Below are 19,628 nucleotides of genomic sequence, written 5' to 3'. Positions count from 1 at the left end.
CATGCACGTCAAGAAACTCGCCGCGGCCGCCACCCTGCTGATCTGCGCCCTACCGGCCGTCAGCCAGGCCCGCGACACCACGGTGTACCTGCCTCTCGATAAAGCCGTTGCCGAGGCCACCCGCACCGGCAAAATCGATGGCAGCGTGAAATTCTACCTGGCCGGCAACACCCCGACCGGCACCGTCACCGTCGTCAGCCCCGGCGCCGTGACCAACAAGAAAACCAACGCCTTCAACAAGACCGACGCAGTCGCCTGCGAATGGGTCGCGCAATCGGCCATCATCAGCCTGTTCCAAGCGGCCAAGGGCGCTGGTGCTAACGCGGTGACCAACATTGTCAGCTTCTACAAGAGCAATGAGCGTAAGGATGCAACGAACTATGAATGCCACGCTGGCGCGATCATGGCGGGCGTTGCGTTGAAAGGGGATTTGGCGAAGGTTCAGTAAGGGTCTTGATGCCCAATCCTGTGGCGAGCGAGCTTGCTCGCGCTGGGCTGCGAAGCAGCCCCAAAACTCAGACAGTCACTGAAGATTTTTGTGAGCGCTGCGCACTCAAACGGGAGCAAGCTCCCTCGCCACAATGGGAGCAGTCCGACAGGTGTTGCCCAAAAGCAAAAATTCAAAAGATCGCAGCTTTCGCAGCACCTACCGCCAGGAAACAAACCTGCCCTTGCGCGTCCCTTGCGGATAAATGGAGCGCGTGGCCTTGTCCAGATGACCACCCTGACGCACAAAACTGACCGCTTCGTGGTTGCGACGACTGCGCATCCAGGTGATCCATTGCAACAGTTCAGAGTGCCCCAACGTTTCGATCAATAACAAAAACTGCTCACGCCAACGCGTACTGGCGCCCATGCCCAGCCCTGAGCGCCGTTTAAGGTCCGGGATACTTAGGCCATCCATCACCCCTTGCACGAAATCAACCCAGAGTTCAGGTCGGATCATCCCGACCAGCGGCGTCCCGGACAAAACGGAAAAGCAGGTCACACAAGGATCGCACTTGAACTTCGGGCGAATGCCTTTAATTCGATAGGTCCGCTCTCCCCCGCACCTCGGGCATGTCGCGTGCTGCGCATTCAGCATCGTCTCGATCCACGTGATAACCGCTTGCTGTTGCAGCGCAATGTGCTCGGGCGGTTGCAGGTTTTTTCGGTAATGGCGTGTCGTCCACCACTGGTACAACTCAGGACACTCCTCGGCCATCACCTCACCGACCGCCGCCCCCCAGTTGAAGTAAACCTTTGGGGTCACGCCCAAACGAGAGGCTATCTGGACGCTGGACCAACCGGCCAGCAGGTACACCGCAAACGTAGACCACAGGTCCATGCGGTGCATGTTTGCAAAAGGAGAATCGCTCAAACTGTTGCAACTCTTACGACAGGAGCCGCAGTAGTAACGCGGGAGCCGTTGCCGGGCCAGAGGGGTCTGGAGAGTCACATCGGTTTTGCCGCACCAAGGGCAATAACGCACTCGCCGATGCGGCAACTCGTGCAGATAGCGGATCAAGCGATTGGCGTCGGGGCGCAGGTTTGCCGGGAGGCAGACGTCGTGGTCCGGTAGATCGTCGCAACCGGGGATTGGCAGTGAGGGGAGTTGGGTCACGATTGTCTCTAAGCCCGCTCCTTGAGCAACGCTTGTTCTGCCTGCGCGGCCAGTTCAGCCTCGCGTTTGGTGATGGCTTCTTCAAGTTTCGGGGAGCGTTTTGCCCATTGTTCTGGGGGTAGTGGTTTTGACCATTCGGTGATGTCGGGATAGGGCAGGTCGGGGGGCGGATTTAGCTTCCAACGTTCGAGCACGTCGATCAGCAGCGTATTGAAAATGAAGATCCCGCAGAACCCTTCCCAGAGGGCTGTTACTAACCACCCCCTGAGTTTCGCGGCCTTGATCAGATCTTCCAGGTAAGTAGCCCATATTCCTTTTGACCTGTCGAAACGTGCGGTTTGATCCTCAACAGCGTGTGGACCAATCTCCATGTAACTGCGCATGCACTCCCACAACGCCATCGCCGTAGTGCCGCCGCCACAGTTGAAGCCTAGCGAGAAATGTTTGTTGTCTTCCTTGGCCAGCGGGTCAGGGTTTTCGAAGCCAACGATCAGTAAACCCATCGTGGCTCTGCCAGCTTGGCTGACCGACGATTGCTGCGTGGCGGCTGCGGTGACGCTTTCCCAAGGCACGATCCAGTACTCGCCGTCTTCGCGGGGGACGCAGACTTCTCGACGTTGGCGGTTGAAGCGCACGGGTAAGGGCACTTCGCGGAATAGACATTGAATCAAAAACAGCGTTGGGATCCCGACAATAACGGAGCCGAGAATCAAAATATCTTGGCTGAAGTCAGAATTGAGATTTCTAGTGAAGAAAGACATGGCTAGAACTACCATCACCATCGGCCACAGCATCATCACCACCGAACCGATGCTGTAATTTCCAACATCGAGAAACACCTCGTTCTTGCGCCAAATGATATTAAGCACATCAGAGGGCTTTCTACCCGTAGGGATCGGCAATGGCGCCAGATAGTCATTACGCGAAAACATCCGTTTTTTCGTGGTGCCTGCCGGTGGCGTGCTCATCCCGCGTCCTTGGACTGAACTGCCAGTTCAGCCTCGCGCGTGGCTATGGCTTCCTCCAGTTCCGGGGAGCATTTGGCCCATTGTTCCGGAGGGAGTGGTTTTGACCATTCGATGATGTCGGGATAGGGCAGGTCGGGGGGCGGATTTAGCTTCCAACGTTCGAGCACGTCGATCAGCAGCGTGTTGAAAATAAAGATTCCACAGAACCCTTCCCAGAGGACTGTTACGAACCAACCTCTGAGTTTCGCGGCCTTGATCAGATCGTCCAGGTAGGTTGCCCATATTCCTTTTGACCTGTCGAAACGTGCGGTTTGATCCTCAACAGCGTGCGGACCAATCTCCATGTAACTGCGCATGCACTCCCACAACGCCATCGCCGTAGTGCCGCCGCCACAGTTGAAGCCTAGCGAGAAATGTTTGTTGTCTTCCTTGGCCAGTGGATCAGGGTTTTCGAAACCAATGATCAGTAAGCCCATCGTCACTTTGCCGGCCTGGCTGACAGACGACTGCTGAGTGGCGGCTGCTGTGACACTTTCCCAAGGCACGATCCAGTACTCGCCATCATCGCGGGGGACGCAGACTTCTCGGCGTTGGCGATTGAAACGCACAGGTAAGGGGACTTCGCGAAAGAGGCTTTGAATCAAAAATAACGCTGGAACGCCTGTAATGATTGAGCCTGCTACCAATATGTCTTGGCTAAAATCGCCAGAGGCGATATTGCGTGTGAAATAAGCCATAACTAAAAACAGCATCACCACCGGCCACAACACCATCACGGCCGAGCCGATGCTATAGCTACCAATATCCAAAAACACATCGTTCCTGCGCCAAATAATGTTGAGCACGTCCGAGGGTTTTCTACCCGTAGGAATTGGCAATGGAGCCAGGTAGTCATTGCGCGAAAACATCCGTTTTTTCGTTGTGCCTGCCGGTGGCATGCTCATTGTTTGTCCTTGGGTTGCAGGTAAATGGCGCCGGGGTGGTCCTCGCCGAGCGCGTAGTTCGGTACACGATCAAGTTGCGGCGTTGGGTCAGCCCGCAGCTCTATCACGCCAGTGGTGTCATTCAGGGTAAAGGCCAGCCCTAGTTCACCTCCGATAAAAGTGCGGGCACCGAGCATCGAGATCAATGGCGTGCGATAGCGCAACCTTAGCGAAACAGTGCTGGGTGTCGTGCCCAATACGTTGCTCAGTTCTTTGAAGGGACCACTCAGCCGTAAGCCCTGACCTTCCTTGTGCGGTATCCACTGACAGACGCTGCTGGACAACCAGTGAGGCGTCATGTCTCGCCAAGGGCGCGGTGACTTGTAGTGGTTGATTGGGCTATTTTTGATCAGGTCGCGGGAGCGCTGGGTATCCACTGGGTCACCGACCATGCTCAGTTCCAGGTAGACACTGCCGGGCTCCGCCCCTGGCAATTCGATGGTCAGGGCATTGATGGAGCTGACGGTAGCCAGCCCGGAGGGGCCGTTACCACTACCCATATCCGAGCTACTTTGCATACTGACCCGAGGCGCATAAAGAATGCGGTACAACCGGTCGAGTTCGTCCACTTGAGCTTTCGGCGGAATAGGTGCGAGGTCGAACGCCCGGCCTTTTGACCAGCAGCAGAAATTCAGGAAGTTTTGCAGCGGGGTTTGCTGCAAGAACGTGGTAATCAGGTGCAGCACACCCAGCGCCAAAATGATCCAGTTCAACGGTCCCATGTACAGGGTGTACCGCAAAACGGCGACTTCGACCTCCACTAACCCCGCCAAGGCCCTACCCGTTTGGACCATCCCCAATAGCGCTTGAGAGCCAAAAACGCCGACCTGACCAGCGACCACGATCTGACGCATCTCCAGCCACGGGTCTATTCGGTTTTGTGCGTTTTCCAGTTGTGTTTGCAGGGACTTGAACTCCGCAATTGCTGCAGCGGTGGACAGCCCGCCAATAACCGCACCAAACAGCGTAAGCGTCGGAGCCGCAGATGATCGAATAAAGAACCGATCCTTACCAAGCCCCTTCCGCACTTCGTTATCAATCAGCGCCGTCAGCGCTGCCCCAGCATATAGCGTGGCAGAAGCCGTATCGTATTGGCGACGACTGACCGTCCCACGCTTCGGCGCTCCACTCGCCCGGCGCTTGATCGCTGGCCTCGGGGTGTTGGGCGAGGACTTTTTCGCGTTCGCGCGCGCGGTGCATGGCGTCGGTGTACGCCTTGATGTTGGCCGGGGTCGGGTCCTTCATCAGCGTTGCGCCCAGCGCGTCGGTATCTTCGACACTTCTTATCTGGTCCACTTTCATGGACCGGGCGAAGGTCTTGGGCAGCAGTTCGGCCATGACCTTCGAGGCGTTGTCCAGCGGCGGGCAATGCTCGGCTTGCAGTTCAAAGTAACGAAAGAGGACGGTGAGATCGCCCTCTACACGGACCTGAATCAGGCTGCGCAAATGGTCGAGCACCACCGTTTCTTCGGCGTCCGACTCCAGCCACACACCACACGTCGCGCTCCATTCCTGAAAAAAAGGTGGGCCAGCGGACTATCGGAAACAACAGGCACCAGCATCGGCCCGACTTCCTCCAAGGCCTTGATCGGGACTGGCTGGGTAACGTTTTCCGCCACTTCCGCCAGCCATTTTTCGGCCTGCTGCTTGCTCAGCAAATCAGTGCCCCCTTGACCGGGCACGCACTGGCCAGCTCGATGCATTGCATCAAGCGTTCGCGCTCGGCGCCGTTCTTGAGCACTTGCGAACACTTGTAAGCCGTCTACTGAACTCAATATGAATCAATGCAACCCTGCCGCCTTGCACGCATCGACGAAGTTCGCGCTTTTTTTGTCCATGGCGGTTTTGACCAGCGTGTTGGCTTTTTGCAGCGCCGGGCTGGGTTTGGCCCACTGTTCGGGGGGCAGAGGTTGGGACCAGACTTGCACGCGTTCGGGCAGGGTCGGACGGCCCTTGCGGTGGGCCCATTCGGCGATCAGGTAGGGCATTTTCCAGAAGGTCAGGACGCGGCGGACGTACCACCAGCGTAAGGGCCAGGGTGTCCGCTTGCCGTAACCGTAACGGTGGCGCTGTTCGGCGGTTAGATCTCCGCCGTCATCGTCCAATGAACCCATGAAGCGTGCGCCGTTGCGTTCGATCTCAAAGGTATGCAGCCCCTCGTAAGGTATGAGCTCTTCTTCCGTTGGCGTAAGCCCCAATACGACGAGCATAGGGTTCGGGGTATCCACCAATTCCCCGTCTTCCATGTAGTTACGAATGGAGGTCCACATGCCCAGCGCGTGGGCATCGCTGGGTTGGGCCGACAGCACAAACTGCACGGTGTCGTGCTCTTCGTCTTCCAGGCCCATGCCGAAGGTGTAGTCGCGCATCGCGCCGTAGCTGGTGATGCCCTGACTGCTCGCGACCCAGGCCACCACACTTTCCCATGGGACGATCAGGACACGATGGGTGGTGTCGTCGATGTAGCAGACTTCGCGGCGTTGGCGGTTGAAGCGGATTGGGTAGCTTTTGGCTGAGGCATAGACGCCGGATAGCATGCCGTAGACGAAGGCGCCAATCGGGATAATGAAAAGGAGAGAACCAGTGGCGAACACCTGTACAGCATCCCCAACAATGTCGAAAAATCTTCGATCAATCTCCGGAGGGCTAAAAGCAACGAGCCATAGACAAATAAGCACGGGTGCAAAAAATGCAGTACACAAAACCATCCATATCTGAAAGGCCAATCTTTTTCCCAACTCCACCATCCCGAAGTTATTACCTCCCAGCTCCAGATAGGTCTCGTTCATCTCCGAAAAGTTACGGCGAGAAATTTGCGCCTGTCCCGTGTATACCGGCAACGGGGCGAGGAACAACGTTTCATTCAAACCCTTGACCCGCAGTTGCCCGGCACTGGGTCGCTGGCTGCGAATGTCCGGTGAGGGCTCGGTGTTTTCAGCTTTGTTTCTGCGCTTGAACAATTTCCTAAACATCAACCGTCGCCATTTCTTCTCGGGTAAATAACCAGTAAGGGGCTTTGCCTGTGCCGCTCGGCATGCTCTCCACCGGGTCGAGTTTGAACCTCCCCTTGGCCGGCAGGCGTACACCACGCTCTGTCGCGACGTACAAATTACGCAGCACAAAGCAGGTGCGGTGGATCAAATCACGTTCGGCCTCCAGTTGGTAACCGATGTTGAAAGCCAGGGCAAAATCCGTTGTTTGCAGAGAGTCGCTGATGGGCAGATGCAAGGTCAGCGCTTCGTCTTCCTGACTGACGACCATGGCCGTAGCCACCCACGCCGCGCTGCACTCCTGCCAGCGCACGGGCGGTAACTGGGCGCTGTAGGGGCGAGGAATGTGCAGATCACGGGTTTGCTGATACGCCAGCAATTGCAATCGGCGACTGTCCATTTCCTGCGTTCGAACGCCGGGCAACACCAATTTCAAGTAGGTACGCTTATCGTCGCGGAGCAGTTCGCACGTCGGTTGCTGCACCACCTTCGCCAACGCAGTCCAATCATCTAGCAGACTGCGTTGCAAGTTTGCCGTCCCCCAAGCACTGGCTTGCAGCCATTTTTGCATTGCTGTCAGATTGAAGTAGTTGTAAAGACCTTCACCCATCAATTGCAGGGCTGTGCCGATTAAACCCACCAAGTTGGCTTTAGCGCCGATGCTGAGCAGTCGCGGGCTGGCTTCCGCCCAAGCCAGAGCCCGCAGTTCGGAGGGAGTTTTCAGGATTTTGTTAATGATCGATGTCGTATGAAGGGCGCCCCAGGTATTGGTGCCCATCAAAACTCCGTCACCGGCCATTTGCAGGCTCGTAGCCGCCAAGCCTTTGTAATCGCCTGCGGCCAGCGCTTTCCCCCATTGCTGAGAGTGCTTGCCTAAATCAATTGCGGCGGCCAAAGCACCAAACCCAAATGCGCCGGTCCCTGCAATACCGGCCCAGCGCCCCAGACGGCTCATCGTATTGAGCTTCCCAGCAGCACTGTCCATTTGCTCAATATGCGCTTGAAAAATCGTCACCGACAGACCTTGTACCGCCGCAAATCCCGCAGCCGACATACCCACAAATGACTCAAAGAGCACGCCCCACTCAGCGAGAGACGGCATAGTTTTTTTATCCAACGCGCTCAACGCCTCAACAAACTTCTGCCCCTGAAACACAAGCAACAACAGCGCAATCCCATCACCCCCGGATTTCAGCGCGCTACTCAGAGGCTTGCCAAACGTCCCCGTCGCACGGAAATCCCGCACCGTACGGTGCATTTCGTCACGCAGTGCCGGCGCCACCCCATCAACCACCGTGCCGATTTGCCCAGGGTGGCCACTGCCGACGGTCAAGGCCCGACTGAGGCTGTCTTCCAACGGCGCCAGCGCGGCCTTGAGTTGATTGATACGCTGGTTGTAAATCTGTTCGCCACCCGGTGCCACCAGACCGCTGGTGACCCGCGACAACTCACGACGGCGCAGTTTGTAGGTTTCCTTGAGCTGGCTGCGCAGGTCAAGGGTGGCATCGCGGGCCTTGTTGAATGCCTGGATTTCGGAAGCCGACGCCGCCCGCAGCGTCAAGCCACTGCGAGAGAACTCGCGCAGCAGTTGCAGGCGTGCAGGTGCGCCGATGTCGCGTATGAAGCCATTGGGGTCAATGGTTTTTTGTCGTTTAAATTCGTTGTGCACTCGGTCTAGCTGGTCCGCAGCGGTCAACTGATGCGCCGGAATGTAAGCGCTATCAAGCAAACTTTGCAGCCCCTTAAACCTCGTATTCAAATCCGCATAGTTGGGCAACCGCTCACTCATCAAACTGTTGAACTGGCTGGCGAGCACATTGACGCTGGCAAGACTCTCCTGGGCCGTGCCCACTTTGATCGAGAAGCTGCTCAAGTCCGTCAGTTTTTTGCTCACCTCCAACTGGTCCTTCAGCGCCAGGGTTTCCAGCCCCGGCACGACAGTAAGCAGGTTTTGCTCCAGATAAGCCGCCAGTTTTTCCGTTGCGGCGCGATTCCAGCACAGGGCGGCCACGCAGACGAATTCGGTTTCCAGGCGATGCTTGATGAGCGCATCGTGCTGGAAGTCGTAATACCAGGCGGCCCGGTGAAAGTAGCCGCCGGTGATCATGCTCAACCGGTCTTCGCGGATGGCCTTAAGTCGTTGGTGCCAATGGCTCAGCAAGAGTTGCTGTTGGCTGACGAAGGCTTCCATCTCTGCCCGGTTGACCAGGTCATCGATGCCGCGTTGGCCGATGGCTTTGCCGTATAGCGCCTCCCAGGTTTGCAGGTTGAGCGTGGTGATGGTGCTTTGGTGCTTTTGCCAAAGCACCTCTCCCAGCGCGTCTCGCAGAGTGAGGTGGGCTCGAGCATGAGGATTGGTTTTGGCGGCCTCTCGCCAAAACGCCTCGTCGCCATAGAGTCCTGCGCCCCTGTCGTCACGTTTGGCCCGCAAGTAGTCATAAATCGCGTTCTGCTGCTCGGCGCTGGTGTCGTCTTTCAACGCTTTGACTTGTGGATCTGTCGCGTCCAGAGCCTCCAGACGCGCGGCATTCACATCGTACAAGGACTGGATGTAAGCGCCCGTCAGGTACTGGCGCTGAACCGCATCGTCGGCACTCCATTGCTCAATCCAGTCAGCCACTTTCAGTTGCGCGCTGGCCAGATCGCGCATGACGCCAAAGTCATCGCGCAACACCAAAAACAGGTAGTCATCCTGATAAGGGCCGAGCACCTGGCTGGTGAGTGTTTCAATCGCCGCCTCCTGAAACAGCGGCGTGTCCTCCCAGGCATAGTGCTCACTTTCTTGCCGGTTGGCGCCGTCGGGCAGGGCCTTTATCGAGACTGACTGGGTAACATTTTCTGCCACTTCCGCCAGCCATTTTTCGGCCTGCTGTTTGCTCAGCAAATCAGTGCCGCCCTTGACCGGGCACGCACTGGCCAGCTCGATGCATTGCATCAAGCGTTCGCGCTCGGCGCTGTTCTTGAGCACTTGCGAACACTTGTAAGCCGTCCACTGAATTTCTGAATAGCTGGCGTACAACGTGTTCTGCCGGGCAAAGACCAAGTGAGGATCACCGACCGAAGCGGTGCGCGTGTCGCCGGCAACCTCTTGGCTGCTCCATAACAGCTTTGTGATCTGCCCTTTTTCAATGCGGTATTCGTGCAGATAGGCCGTGTCGTTGTCGATGATGTAAAGGTAGCCATCGCGCAACAATCGGATGCCCAGGGGCTGACTGCTCAGTGTGAGCGGCATGGCGAGTTCGGACGAGGGATCGAGGTGTTCGACCAGCCCGTATCGCAGCGGCAGCAACTGCACCTTGGGGTTCATTAAAGAGCATTGCCCCACCGGTGAGCGGACGTCGTTGGCACGCGTGGCCATGGCGGCGGCGTTGGCATCGAGTGAGGCCGCTAGTCGGGCAGTCACAGTCGGCCTCCTTGCGGGTCAGCGGTATGACTGCGAGCCAACTCGGCAGCACGTTGCACACGCATCAAAGGGGATTGCGCTGTGGGTACCGTGAGCAGCTCGACAATATCCGCATGGTCGCTCACCGGCTGCCCGGCCAAATAGGCGAAAACATTGGCGTAGAGGGTGATTTCCTGCTCCGACGTGAAGCCCCGTTGATAAGCCTCTCGGGCCACTTGCTGGATATGAAGCAGGCGCTTTTGCGCTGGATACGACGCCATGAACTCGGGGAAGTACGCGTGCAGGTGCTCACTCAAGTCAAAGACTAAACGCCGAAACGCCACCTCTTCCAGCGCCGTGAGTTCCTCGTCCGTCAGTCGATAGCTATCGAGGGTGTCTGGCGCCGCACGCTCAGGGCGTGCGTGTTGGTGCCAGATCGCCTGGAGGCTATCGGGCAAACACACCCGTTCGACGGGGCCAAACCAGCGGGCGCTTTGCGCTTGCCGTGCAAGGACAAGCAAGGGGTGAATGACCGCTGGATCGGCAATGCGCGGCATGACCTCAATGCCGCTGGGGTGTTCGACGGTCAGCAGGCGACGCCAATGCGAACAAAGCGTTGTCGCGTCCGCTGGACTGAACAGCAAATAGCCCCATTCAAGTGCGGCGTTTTCCTGGAAGTACGCCAACAGTGGATCGTGCTCACCGTTGAGCGGGATCAAGCAGGGCGATATGTCTGACAACTCATGCCAGCGAGTGCCTTGGTACAGGCAATACGTCGGGTTATCCCAGCGGTGCAGACGTTGCGCCAGGTTCGACGCGCTTACACCATCAAGCAGCAAATAAGCCGACATCGCCCAAGGCAAATCGTCCGGCAGTGGCGGCAAATTAACCATTGGCGTGTTCACTCTGCTGTTTCGCGGCTTCGCATACCGCGCAAATCGGTTGTTTGGCCATCAAGGCCAAACGTTGCGTCTGAAGTAGCAAGGGCGCTTCAAGAGCAACTGACGTGATCTGTTCAGCCGACAACGCCACCTGCGCCGCCATCCCCGCCACCGGAGAACCGCCCTCGACAATGGCCACGCTGCTGAAAATCCCGCCGGCGTTGATGACGATGTGATGGCCGCCAGCAGTGAGCGTCAGGCTCGAACCCGCATCGATTACCACCTGGCTCGCGGTAACGCGGGCGTGCGCGCCAGCCTGAATCACCAGCGTGCCAGCCGCCGCCGTGCTGCTATTGCCGCTGATGGTGATCAGCTCATCCCCGCCGATTACCGTGTTGCGAAGACCTTGGGTGGTGTGCAACTCGTCGCCCTTGATCAGGCTGGCGCTGTGGTTATCGACCTGTTCAAAACGGTCATGGCTGATCAGGCTGTGGCTGTCCCGAGTGATCTGTTCGCGGCGGTCGTTACCGATTTTAGTGTCGCTGTCGTTGAGGATCAGTTGTTCGATGTCGCGCTGGGCGCGCAGGTAGATTTTTTCCTGCCCGGCGCGATCTTCCAGCGACAGTTCGTTGTAGCCACCGGTGTGCGGAGAACTGTGGCTACGCAGGACAGTTTTGGTTTTGTTCTCTGGTAAGGAGTGCGGGACGGACGTGACTTTGTTGGCGACACAACCGGTGATCAAGGGTTGATCGGGATCGCCTTCGAGGTAGATCACCAACACTTCCATGCCGACGCGCGGGATGGTCACCGCGCCAAAACCTTCCCCCGCCCAACTGGAGGAAACCCGGAGCCAGCAACTGCTTTTCTCACTGTTGAGTTCGGCTCTGTCCCACGGCAGTTCGACCTTCACACGACCAAATTCATCGCAATAAATCTCTTCACCGGCAGGCCCGGTAACGCGGGCGGTCTGGCTGACCAGTTGTGTTTTTCGCGGGCGCAACGGTGGGCGGTAATGCACGTCCCATGGAATGGCGCTGAAGTGGTTGCGATAACCTTGAGTGAAGCCGTCTTGCGGTTTGACGTCGCTGGTGATGGCCTCTTCCAGTGACTGCGGTTGTTTCCCGTGGTGCGTCACGCTGAGCAACAACCACAAATCGTTGCAGGTTTTACGCGGGTGCTCGATCAGGTCGAAGAAGTGACCACTACGCAGAGTCGGCTGATCGCTCTGGCCCTCGGCCAACTGGTAATCGGCACGGTGCCGCTCCAAGGCCTGTTGAGCGAGTTGTTTGCCGTGCTTTTCGTTCTCGATCAGTACGGGGTAGCGATAGTCTTCAAGCTCAGGACTGAACTCGGCGGTGAAGCGGCTTTCCAGCAGCAGGCTCGGGCGCTGGAAGTCATAGTCCCGGCGCGTGATCGTGCTGGTGCGGGTGCTGAAACCCATGGCGAACTGGCTGACGACCGGGTGCTCCGCGACCATGCCGGAGCCTTGCTGATAAGGGGTTTCGCCCAGCTTGGGGAAGAACGTTTGATCGCCGGTGAACACCAACCGGTGACCGTCCTGCGAGTGCTGGTGGTGCCAGGCGATGCCGTCCTCGGCGCACAGGCGCTGGATGAACTCGAAGTCGCTTTCACCGTACTGCGTACAGTATTCGCGCACAGGGCTGGTGCTGACATGGAAAGCGAATTCGTCACCCTGAATGCCGTGCCCTTTGAGCACTTGCGTGATGATCTGCGGCACCGTCAGGTGCTGGAAAATCCGTTGGTCGTGACTTAACTGCAAATAGTGCAGCGCCGGCACCAGGGTCAGGTGATAACGGGTCAGGCGCTTACCGGCTTCACCCACCCAGACGTGTTCGATACGGCCGTGAAGTCCTTCGCCGTTCAGGCCGAATTGCAGAAACGCCGGTTGGCTGAGCAGGCTCTCCAGATCGAAATCTGGGTGCTCGCTGACCAGATCAACATGGATGGCGTAGAGGGTGCTGATGGCCTCAGACCCTTCAAAAGCCAGCACCTTGAAATCGTTACGAACAGCGGAGATGTGCAACGCGAAATGCGCTGTATTGGCCGAGCCGAACATACGCTCATCCTTAAGCAGAGGAGAAAAGCGTGATGTCCAGACCGTTCGAGGTCTGTGCACGCGAAATTGGCGCGCACGGTAGCAACGGCAAAAAAAGATTAATGTAGGAAAGGTCTTTTAATACAGCCAGACCTTTCCTCTTTTCAAACGGGTGCGTCAATCAACGAAAGAAGCACAGCGAATGATCGGGAGCAGCCGGCCGAAGCTGGACTTGCCATGCCTCCTTCTGGCAAAGAAATGAAACATAGGAAAGCGGTGCATGTAATTTCGGAAACGTCCCACAGCGAGACCTTTGGCTTTCCCGGTAGGGTCAATGTCCCTAGCTACCTGTCGGGACACTCCAAGGATGAGCAAAAGCATGAATAAAAAAGCAGTTATCGTTTTTAGTGGCGGCCAAGACTCAACAACCTGCTTAATCCATGCTTTGCCAAACTACGATGAAGTACATTGCATCACGTTTGATTATGGGCAGCGGCACCGCGCGGAAATTGAAGTGGCGCAACAACTCTCAGCAAGGCTTGGCATAAAAGTACATAAGGTTCTCGACACGTCATTACTAAATGAGTTAGCAATCAGCAGTCTGACTCGTGACAATATCCCGGTGCCAACCGCTGCCAGTTCAAGGGATAGCGTGCCAAACACGTTCGTGCCCGGCCGGAATATTCTGTTTTTAACGCTGGCTTCTATTTATGCGTATCAAGTTGGTGCCGAGGCTTTAATCACAGGTATTTGTGAAACAGAGTGCTCGGGCTACCCTGATTGCCGCGACGATTTTGTCACTGCTTTGAATAACTCTATCGAATTGGGAATGGATTATAAACTACGTATTGAAACCCCACTCATGTGGTTGAACAAGGCGGAAACCTGGGCCCTGGCCGATTACCACAACCAGTTAGACTTGATTCGCTACGATACGCTGTCTTGTTACAACGGCATAAAGGGTAGTGGGTGCACCCGTTGCGATGCGTGCAGTCTTCGGGCAAAAGGTTTAACTGAATTCATGAGGAACAAAGCAGAAACCATGAACCATCTAAAAGAAAAGCTAAATTTAAGCAGATGAACACACTGCAAGGGGAGCTATTGGCTCCCCTTTCTTTTACGCCACCGGAGCCACAGCTATATACTTTTTAAACAAGTACCTTGCCCCATAGGCTGGCAAAATATTAAAAACAGCGAAGCACATCTTTATAGTTATCTGAATATAAATTATGCTTAGTATTTCAACACTCTGCATCTCCCCATAAAAGGCAATAGAACAAAAAATAAAACTATCGATTATCACAGCAAAAAACGTGCTTAAAAATACTCTAAGAAACAGAAACCTGGAATTCGTGAGTTCTTTTATCTTGCACAGTAAACAAGAATTCAAATACTCAGAAAAAGAAATGAAATGGAGGATGCGATCAAAACTGAAGACACATGAGTCATGACTTCACTAAACGGCGCATCAAGTTTCCAACCAGCCAAACCGGGCAAATAGCTAGTAAAACTCAGCAAGATGATAATGAGTGCATTGCTTGCAAAAAGCAAACAATATAGCCTTCCTCGCGAGTTTAAACCCATATGACTCATTGAGTAGATCGACTATTAAAAACGTTAGTGGATATAGAAAAACTCCGGGCGTGACGACAACATCAAATCGCTCTAAATAAACAAGTTTTGTGGCCGCTACGTTTGTAAAAATATAAAGCGCGAAAAGAAAAAGATTGAGCACAACATAAGTCAACCAAGATCGCTCATGACGATCATTGACTTCGTATGCAGTTAATGCCGCCCCGCCAGAATAGAACTTCCTGTAAATATCCTTAATTTCCGTTTTACTTAAATTGTCTAAAATATCACTTTTCAACAATTCGCCTAGCTTTACTCGGACAACTTTTCCTGTAGAGATAACCATGATCACGGCGAGATTTTTGTTATTCTCAAACCCGAGAAGCTTGTACCGACTATTTTCAGCAGCATCATCCATTGAATCGTTGCTCCAGCACATCCCCTACAATACAGAAAACGTCAGAATCAAAATACGCCTCACTAATTATATGCAACGCCTTTGTTTTCCCTTTCATACACTAACTTCTCCGTAGCACTGCTCGACAAACCTTTCTTCACTATCAGCAAATCCCCTGACTCATAGACACCCCAGATATCATTTTCCAATAGCACACCTATTACGTTGCAGGCTGAACCGAAATAGTAAGTAAGCGGGTGAGTGGTAGCCAATTCGCCGATTCTTTTTTCCAGACTCTTAATCAATAAAATTTCTTTAATGACAGGAACCGCCGCCGGATTCATATTTCCAAGTATGGAAACACTGCTCTCAATTACTTCCTTTTCTTCAAAATCGACGGTCTCTATTTCTTTGTAAGACACTCCGAAAAAATCAGAAATCTTACGAATTGTAGATTGCTGAACATTCACCACCCTCCCTTCCAGAATGTTATATATCGTACTCCGTGTCAGACCACTGGAATTGCACAAGGACAGCTGCGTCTCTCCACGACTTTTTATCAGATATTTAATATTGTTTTTTAAACGTTCTGTCTTTACTTTCTTATGCATTAAATAGCTACCATTCACTTACGCTTTCAACACGCTGCACACTCGAAATAAACCCTACGCAGGTTTCTCGCTGCAAACCCAGCATCCTACAGAGTCAGGACTTATACAAAATCAATATCACAAACACGCAAAACATTCATTAAATAATATTTCGCTCAAGAAATTCAGAATGTTTGATTACCGACATATACCACAAAACTTAATGAAACTTCCCACAGTCATCTCTTACAGCAACTTCCTACAAAATCATTTAGAAAAGAAATGAATCATTTAATTGCACATATGTTCATTTATTTGATTAATTAAATAGAATTTTCTGGTAATAAATCTACCGCACCATTCACCTTTGCACGCCGCCAATTCACCTTGGCGGACTGCATAGGGTTAATGGTTTCTTAAACTCTTGAAGGGAATACCAATATGAAAAAAATACCCCCTACCCTCTCGGACTCGCAAAATCCATCATCCGACGACAACGTCGATACACCCAAACTCTCCGACATCACCGAACCCCTCGTCAGCGCACGCCTGCGCAATCCAAAGCGCCCTGACCCGATCAGCCACGTCTTCGCCATCCTCCCGGACGCCGACAAGGAATCCCTGCTCTGTCACGCCTGCGAAACCCTCGCCTCCCTGAATGTCATGAGCACCGATCTGGCCTGCGATCTGGAAGGCTCCCACCGCAATGTGGCGTTGGCCATTCAGCAACTGGCCACGTTGGCCGAGTTATTGGTTAATCGGGCGCTGGACCTAGTGGAGTTGCCCGAAGGTTCGCGTGAAACCCCAACCCCTTCCCACCACTGAGTCGCTGCATGCTTTTTCAAACTGGAGTTTTTTTGTCATGGATAGATATATGCCCATCACCGGTATCGACTGCACCACCCCATCGTTGCTGATCGACACACAAGCACCGCTGGACGTGTTGCATGAAACGGCGGCTTACCGCATCCGCACGGCGACTCAACTGCTGGAAAATATCGCGTTCAGCGAGGGTATTCACAGTGAGCTGGCGCGGGTGTTGGTGACTTCGTTGCGTGATGGCTGCGATCTGATGGACGTCATCGGCCGACGATTGCGGGGGCAGGTTTCTGCCTAGAAACGAAAAACGGACGATCTGCCTGGGTCGTCTGTTTTTTTACAATGGCCGTCCCTCGAGTTCAGTATTACTCAACTGCGCAATTTCCAAACCGGTGAAATTGGCTCAGGCTGCCGGCCTTCGAGTTGGGCTACGTTCAGTGGCTTGCCCGCAATGGGCTGCATATTTGGCGAATGCCAAAAGACAAAGGGCGCCTTTCGGCGCCCCTTAACAAACAGGCTGGCTTGTCATCGCCCTGTACCTGTCCGGCTCTGCGATAGCTGGTTATCCAGGATCTTCAGAGTCTTACAAGCCCCTTTCGGGAACATTGGCAAGATTGCTCAATGCGTATTTCTTCGCCATTAAACCTTTCTCTCAGCTTAGGTGCTGGCGTGTAACTTCAGTCCCAACGCCTTGACGACTTTCAGGATGGTACCGAATTCTGGATTTCCTTCGCCTGACAATGCCCGGTAAAGACTTTCCCGAGAAAGCCCTGCATCTCGTGCCACCTGAGTCATGCCGCGAGCGCGAGCGATAGTCCCGAGTGCCTTGGCGATGAACGCCGGATCATCGCCAGCCTCCTCCATACAAGCATCCAGATAATTAGCCATGTCCTCTTCGGTCTTGAGGTACTCGGCAGAGTCCCAACGAGTGAATTGTTTGGTCATGGGTTTTGCTCCTGCCAGGATTTCGCTACCCACTGTGGGAGCGGGCTTGCTCGCGAATGGCGGCGAAGCCGTCACGCCTTTAACGGTTCAACTTTGCGCGTCAACAACTCCACAAACGCCTTGGCCATCGGCGATTTCTGATCCTTGCGCTGCACCAGCCACACTGCCGACACCGCTTCCGGGTCCAGCAGCGGCCGATAGACCACGCCATCAATGCGCATCCGCTGATACGACGCCGGCAACACCGATACGCCCAACCCCGCCGCTACCAGGCCGATGATGGTCATCGCCTCGCCGGCCTCTTGGGCGAAGTGCGGGCTGAAGCCGGCATCTCGGGCCAAGGTCAGTAACTGGGCGTACAGACCACTGCCGTAACTGCGTGGGAAAAATACGAACGGTTCGAGGGCCAGGGCCGACAGGAACAAGCCTTCTTCGCTGCCGTTCACCAGCGGATGCTTGGAGCTGAGCACTGCCACCAGTGGCTCGCGCATCAATTCGACGACGCTGAGGGAATCCGGCAAACCGAGCGGGCGCATGATCCCGACTTCAATCGACTCATCCACCAGTGCGTCGGCCACTTGGGTGCTGCTCATTTCCCGCAGGTTCAGGTGTACCGCCGGGAAGCGTTGGCGAAACGAGAAGATCGCCTGGGGGATGGTCGAGTTAAACGGTGCCGACGAGGTGAAGCCGATTTTCAGTTCACCCAACTCACCGAGTTGCGCCCGCCGGGCGACATCTGCCGCTTTGTCGACCTGGGCCAACGCCAACCGCGCCTCTTCCAGAAACAACCGACCGGCTTCGCTGAGTTCGACCCGACGATTGGTACGCTCGAAAAGCCGCGCGCCAACCTCGGCTTCCAGTGCCTGAATCTGCTGGCTCAAGGGCGGCTGAGAGATGCCCAGCACTTGGGCGGCGCGGCCGAAATGCAGTTCTTCGGCGACGGCGATGAAGTAGCGCAGGTGACGCAATTCCATGAAAACCCCATTAGGTCGTGAAACGTCTTAAACAGGTCGAATAATATATTGGATTGAATCGTTAGGCAGCTATATGCTTTTTTCCATTGCCTGACCGGCTGCGCCCTCCGAGGTCCGAAGTGAAAACTGCTGTCGCCCCACTCGCCCATGAAATACAGCCCACCGCGCTGGACGATGTCGTCGCCGAGCTGAACGAGATCTACATCGAAAAAGGCACGCCGATGTTCATGCGCACGGTGCTGGCGCTGTTCTCCGGCGGCTTCGCGACGTTTGCCTTGCTGTATTGCGTGCAGCCGATGATGCCGCTGCTGTCCCACGAATATTCGATCAACGCAGCGCAGAGCAGCCTGATTCTGTCGGTGGCCACTGGCATGCTCGCGATTGGTCTGCTGATCACTGGCCCGATTTCCGACCGCGTCGGGCGTAAGCCGGTGATGGTGACGGCGTTGTTCGCCGCGGCTCTGTGCACCCATGGCCAGCGCGATGATGCCGAGCTGGGAAGGTGTGTTGATCATGCGCGCGTTGATCGGGCTGTCGTTGAGCGGCCTGGCGGCGGTGGCCATGACTTACCTGAGCGAAGAAATTCATCCGCAGCACATCGGCTTGGCGATGGGGTTGTACATCGGTGGCAACGCGATTGGCGGGATGAGCGGGCGCTTGATCACCGGGGTTTTGATCGATTTCGTCAGCTGGCACACGGCGATGCTGGTGATCGGCGGTCTGGCGCTAATTGCAGCGACGGTGTTCTGGAAGATCCTCCCCGAATCGCGCAACTTCCGTTCCCGCTCGATGCACCCGCGCAGCCTGCTCGACGGCTTCACCATGCACTTTCGCGACGCCGGCCTGCCGCTGCTGTTTGTCGAAGCCTTTGTGCTGATGGGCGCGTTCGTCACGCTGTTCAACTACATCGGCTATCGCCTGCTGGCTGCGCCGTACAACATGGACCAAGCGTTCGTTGGACTGTTGTCGGTGGTGTACCTGTCGGGGATTTATAGCTCGGCGAAAATCGGCTCGTTGGCCGACAAACTGGGCCGGCGCAAAGTGCTTTGGGCGACGATTGTGCTGATGCTTGCCGGCCTCACACTGACGATGTTCACACCGCTGCCGGTGGTGATAATTGGCATGCTGATCTTCACCTTCGGCTTCTTCGGCGCGCATTCGGTGGCCAGTAGCTGGATTGGGCGCCGGGCGATCAAGGCCAAGGGGCAGGCGTCTTCGCTGTATCTGTTCAGTTATTACGCCGGGTCGAGCATTGCCGGGACGGCAGGTGGGGTGTTCTGGCATTTGGGCGGGTGGAACGGGATTGGGTTGTTTATTGGCGGGTTGTTGGTGATTGCGTTGCTGGTGGCGTTGAAGCTGGCGAAGTTGCCGCCGCTGGCGGGCACCGCACAGGTTTAGCCAAAACTGCGCCCTAGCGGTAATCGCGAGCCAAGGTACACTGACGGCATTCGTCAGTCTTGGTAAAGGG

General features: G+C 55.3%; 14 protein-coding genes and 4 pseudogenes. 5 read left to right on the top strand and 13 right to left on the bottom strand.

Annotation, left to right across the window (positions count from 1 at the left end; translation table 11 throughout):
- The first annotated feature begins 1 nt into the window (after window position 1).
- Window positions 2-448 carry an excinuclease gene (locus tag RHM58_RS10705; protein WP_201199963.1) on the top strand — a complete coding sequence of 149 codons (447 nt, stop codon included), beginning with the start codon at window positions 2-4 and terminating at the stop codon, window positions 446-448.
- Window positions 449-646: 198 nt separating this feature from the next.
- Here the strand turns inward: RHM58_RS10705 and RHM58_RS10700 are convergent, their stop codons facing one another.
- From RHM58_RS10700 to RHM58_RS10660, 9 genes and pseudogenes are all read right to left on the bottom strand, one after another.
- Window positions 647-1,603 (bottom strand): hypothetical protein, encoded by a 957-nt coding sequence (locus RHM58_RS10700; protein ID WP_322270327.1) that lies wholly within the window; start codon window positions 1,601-1,603, stop codon window positions 647-649.
- Window positions 1,604-1,611: 8 nt separating this feature from the next.
- On the bottom strand, window positions 1,612-2,571 hold the full coding sequence (locus RHM58_RS10695; protein ID WP_322270326.1) for a hypothetical protein: 960 nt from the start codon (window positions 2,569-2,571) through the stop codon (window positions 1,612-1,614).
- Window positions 2,568-3,515, bottom strand: coding sequence for a hypothetical protein (locus RHM58_RS10690; protein ID WP_322270324.1), 948 nt, complete (start codon window positions 3,513-3,515; stop codon window positions 2,568-2,570). Before RHM58_RS10690 ends, RHM58_RS10695 begins: the two co-directional genes overlap by 4 nt.
- Complete coding sequence (locus RHM58_RS10685; protein ID WP_322270323.1) at window positions 3,512-4,582, bottom strand: hypothetical protein; 1,071 nt, start codon at window positions 4,580-4,582, stop codon at window positions 3,512-3,514. The genes RHM58_RS10690 and RHM58_RS10685 overlap by 4 nt, the downstream gene beginning before the upstream one ends.
- A gap of 7 nt (window positions 4,583-4,589) precedes the next feature.
- Window positions 4,590-5,060 (bottom strand): annotated as a pseudogene (locus RHM58_RS10680) (hypothetical protein); the annotation flags it as partial.
- 275 nt (window positions 5,061-5,335) lie between these two features.
- Complete coding sequence (locus RHM58_RS10675; protein WP_322270321.1) at window positions 5,336-6,526, bottom strand: DUF6708 domain-containing protein; 1,191 nt, start codon at window positions 6,524-6,526, stop codon at window positions 5,336-5,338.
- The gene (locus RHM58_RS10670) at window positions 6,519-9,947 is read right to left on the bottom strand and encodes a toxin VasX (RefSeq protein WP_322270320.1); all 3,429 of its coding nucleotides are present in this window, start codon (window positions 9,945-9,947) and stop codon (window positions 6,519-6,521) included. Before RHM58_RS10670 ends, RHM58_RS10675 begins: the two co-directional genes overlap by 8 nt.
- Window positions 9,944-10,819, bottom strand: a complete 876-nt coding sequence (locus tag RHM58_RS10665) for a DUF4123 domain-containing protein (protein ID WP_322270319.1) — start codon at window positions 10,817-10,819, stop codon at window positions 9,944-9,946. Before RHM58_RS10665 ends, RHM58_RS10670 begins: the two co-directional genes overlap by 4 nt.
- Window positions 10,812-12,884: a type VI secretion system tip protein VgrG gene (locus tag RHM58_RS10660; protein WP_322270318.1), complete on the bottom strand. Its 2,073-nt coding sequence runs from the start codon at window positions 12,882-12,884 to the stop codon at window positions 10,812-10,814. Before RHM58_RS10660 ends, RHM58_RS10665 begins: the two co-directional genes overlap by 8 nt.
- Before the next feature lie 358 nt (window positions 12,885-13,242).
- Here RHM58_RS10660 and queC point away from each other — a divergent pair, with 358 nt between their 5' ends.
- Complete coding sequence (gene queC, locus RHM58_RS10655) at window positions 13,243-13,944, top strand: 7-cyano-7-deazaguanine synthase QueC (protein WP_322270316.1); 702 nt, start codon at window positions 13,243-13,245, stop codon at window positions 13,942-13,944.
- Between the two features lie 36 nt (window positions 13,945-13,980).
- Here the strand turns inward: queC and RHM58_RS10650 are convergent.
- Both RHM58_RS10650 and RHM58_RS10645 read right to left on the bottom strand, forming a co-directional pair.
- Window positions 13,981-14,781: pseudogene (locus RHM58_RS10650) on the bottom strand (queuosine precursor transporter).
- 64 nt (window positions 14,782-14,845) lie between these two features.
- Window positions 14,846-15,443, bottom strand: a pseudogene (locus RHM58_RS10645) (helix-turn-helix transcriptional regulator).
- A gap of 420 nt (window positions 15,444-15,863) precedes the next feature.
- On the opposite strand from RHM58_RS10645, the gene RHM58_RS10640 reads away from it, so the two are divergent.
- Window positions 15,864-16,247: a DUF6124 family protein gene (locus RHM58_RS10640; protein WP_322270315.1), complete on the top strand. Its 384-nt coding sequence runs from the start codon at window positions 15,864-15,866 to the stop codon at window positions 16,245-16,247.
- A gap of 37 nt (window positions 16,248-16,284) precedes the next feature.
- Entirely contained in the window at window positions 16,285-16,539 is a 255-nt protein-coding gene (locus tag RHM58_RS10635) for a hypothetical protein (RefSeq protein ID WP_322270313.1), read from the top strand.
- A gap of 359 nt (window positions 16,540-16,898) precedes the next feature.
- Here RHM58_RS10635 and RHM58_RS10630 read toward each other — a convergent pair whose 3' ends face one another.
- Both RHM58_RS10630 and RHM58_RS10625 read right to left on the bottom strand, forming a co-directional pair.
- Window positions 16,899-17,186, bottom strand: a complete 288-nt coding sequence (locus RHM58_RS10630; RefSeq protein ID WP_322270311.1) for an addiction module antidote protein — start codon at window positions 17,184-17,186, stop codon at window positions 16,899-16,901.
- Between the two features lie 71 nt (window positions 17,187-17,257).
- The gene (locus RHM58_RS10625; RefSeq protein ID WP_322270310.1) at window positions 17,258-18,160 is read right to left on the bottom strand and encodes a LysR family transcriptional regulator; all 903 of its coding nucleotides are present in this window, start codon (window positions 18,158-18,160) and stop codon (window positions 17,258-17,260) included.
- Window positions 18,161-18,312: 152 nt separating this feature from the next.
- On the opposite strand from RHM58_RS10625, the pseudogene RHM58_RS10620 reads away from it, so the two are divergent.
- A pseudogene (locus RHM58_RS10620) lies at window positions 18,313-19,558 on the top strand (MFS transporter).
- The last annotated feature ends 70 nt before the right edge of the window (window positions 19,559-19,628 follow it).

The organism is Pseudomonas sp. 10S4, assembly GCF_034344865.1.
Classification (GTDB): domain Bacteria; phylum Pseudomonadota; class Gammaproteobacteria; order Pseudomonadales; family Pseudomonadaceae; genus Aquipseudomonas.
Note: the sequence above shows the minus strand (reverse complement) of the source record. Positions and strands in the feature narration are given on the sequence as shown.

Bases quoted from the DNA above. Each gene is read 5' to 3' on its own strand.
- RHM58_RS10695 (WP_322270326.1), bottom strand. From the start codon at position 2,571: ATGAGCACGCCACCGGCAGGCACCACGAAAAAACGGATGTTTTCGCGT.
- RHM58_RS10625 (WP_322270310.1), bottom strand. From the start codon at position 18,160: ATGGAATTGCGTCACCTGCGCTACTTCATCGCCGTCGCCGAAGAACTG.
- RHM58_RS10675 (WP_322270321.1), bottom strand. From the start codon at position 6,526: ATGTTTAGGAAATTGTTCAAGCGCAGAAACAAAGCTGAAAACACCGAG.
- RHM58_RS10690 (WP_322270324.1), bottom strand. From the start codon at position 3,515: ATGAGCATGCCACCGGCAGGCACAACGAAAAAACGGATGTTTTCGCGC.
- RHM58_RS10665 (WP_322270319.1), bottom strand. From the start codon at position 10,819: ATGGTTAATTTGCCGCCACTGCCGGACGATTTGCCTTGGGCGATGTCG.
- RHM58_RS10635 (WP_322270313.1), top strand. From the start codon at position 16,285: ATGGATAGATATATGCCCATCACCGGTATCGACTGCACCACCCCATCG.
- RHM58_RS10660 (WP_322270318.1), bottom strand. From the start codon at position 12,884: ATGTTCGGCTCGGCCAATACAGCGCATTTCGCGTTGCACATCTCCGCT.
- RHM58_RS10640 (WP_322270315.1), top strand. From the start codon at position 15,864: ATGAAAAAAATACCCCCTACCCTCTCGGACTCGCAAAATCCATCATCC.
- RHM58_RS10630 (WP_322270311.1), bottom strand. From the start codon at position 17,186: ATGACCAAACAATTCACTCGTTGGGACTCTGCCGAGTACCTCAAGACC.
- RHM58_RS10705 (WP_201199963.1), top strand. From the start codon at position 2: ATGCACGTCAAGAAACTCGCCGCGGCCGCCACCCTGCTGATCTGCGCC.
- queC (WP_322270316.1), top strand. From the start codon at position 13,243: ATGAATAAAAAAGCAGTTATCGTTTTTAGTGGCGGCCAAGACTCAACA.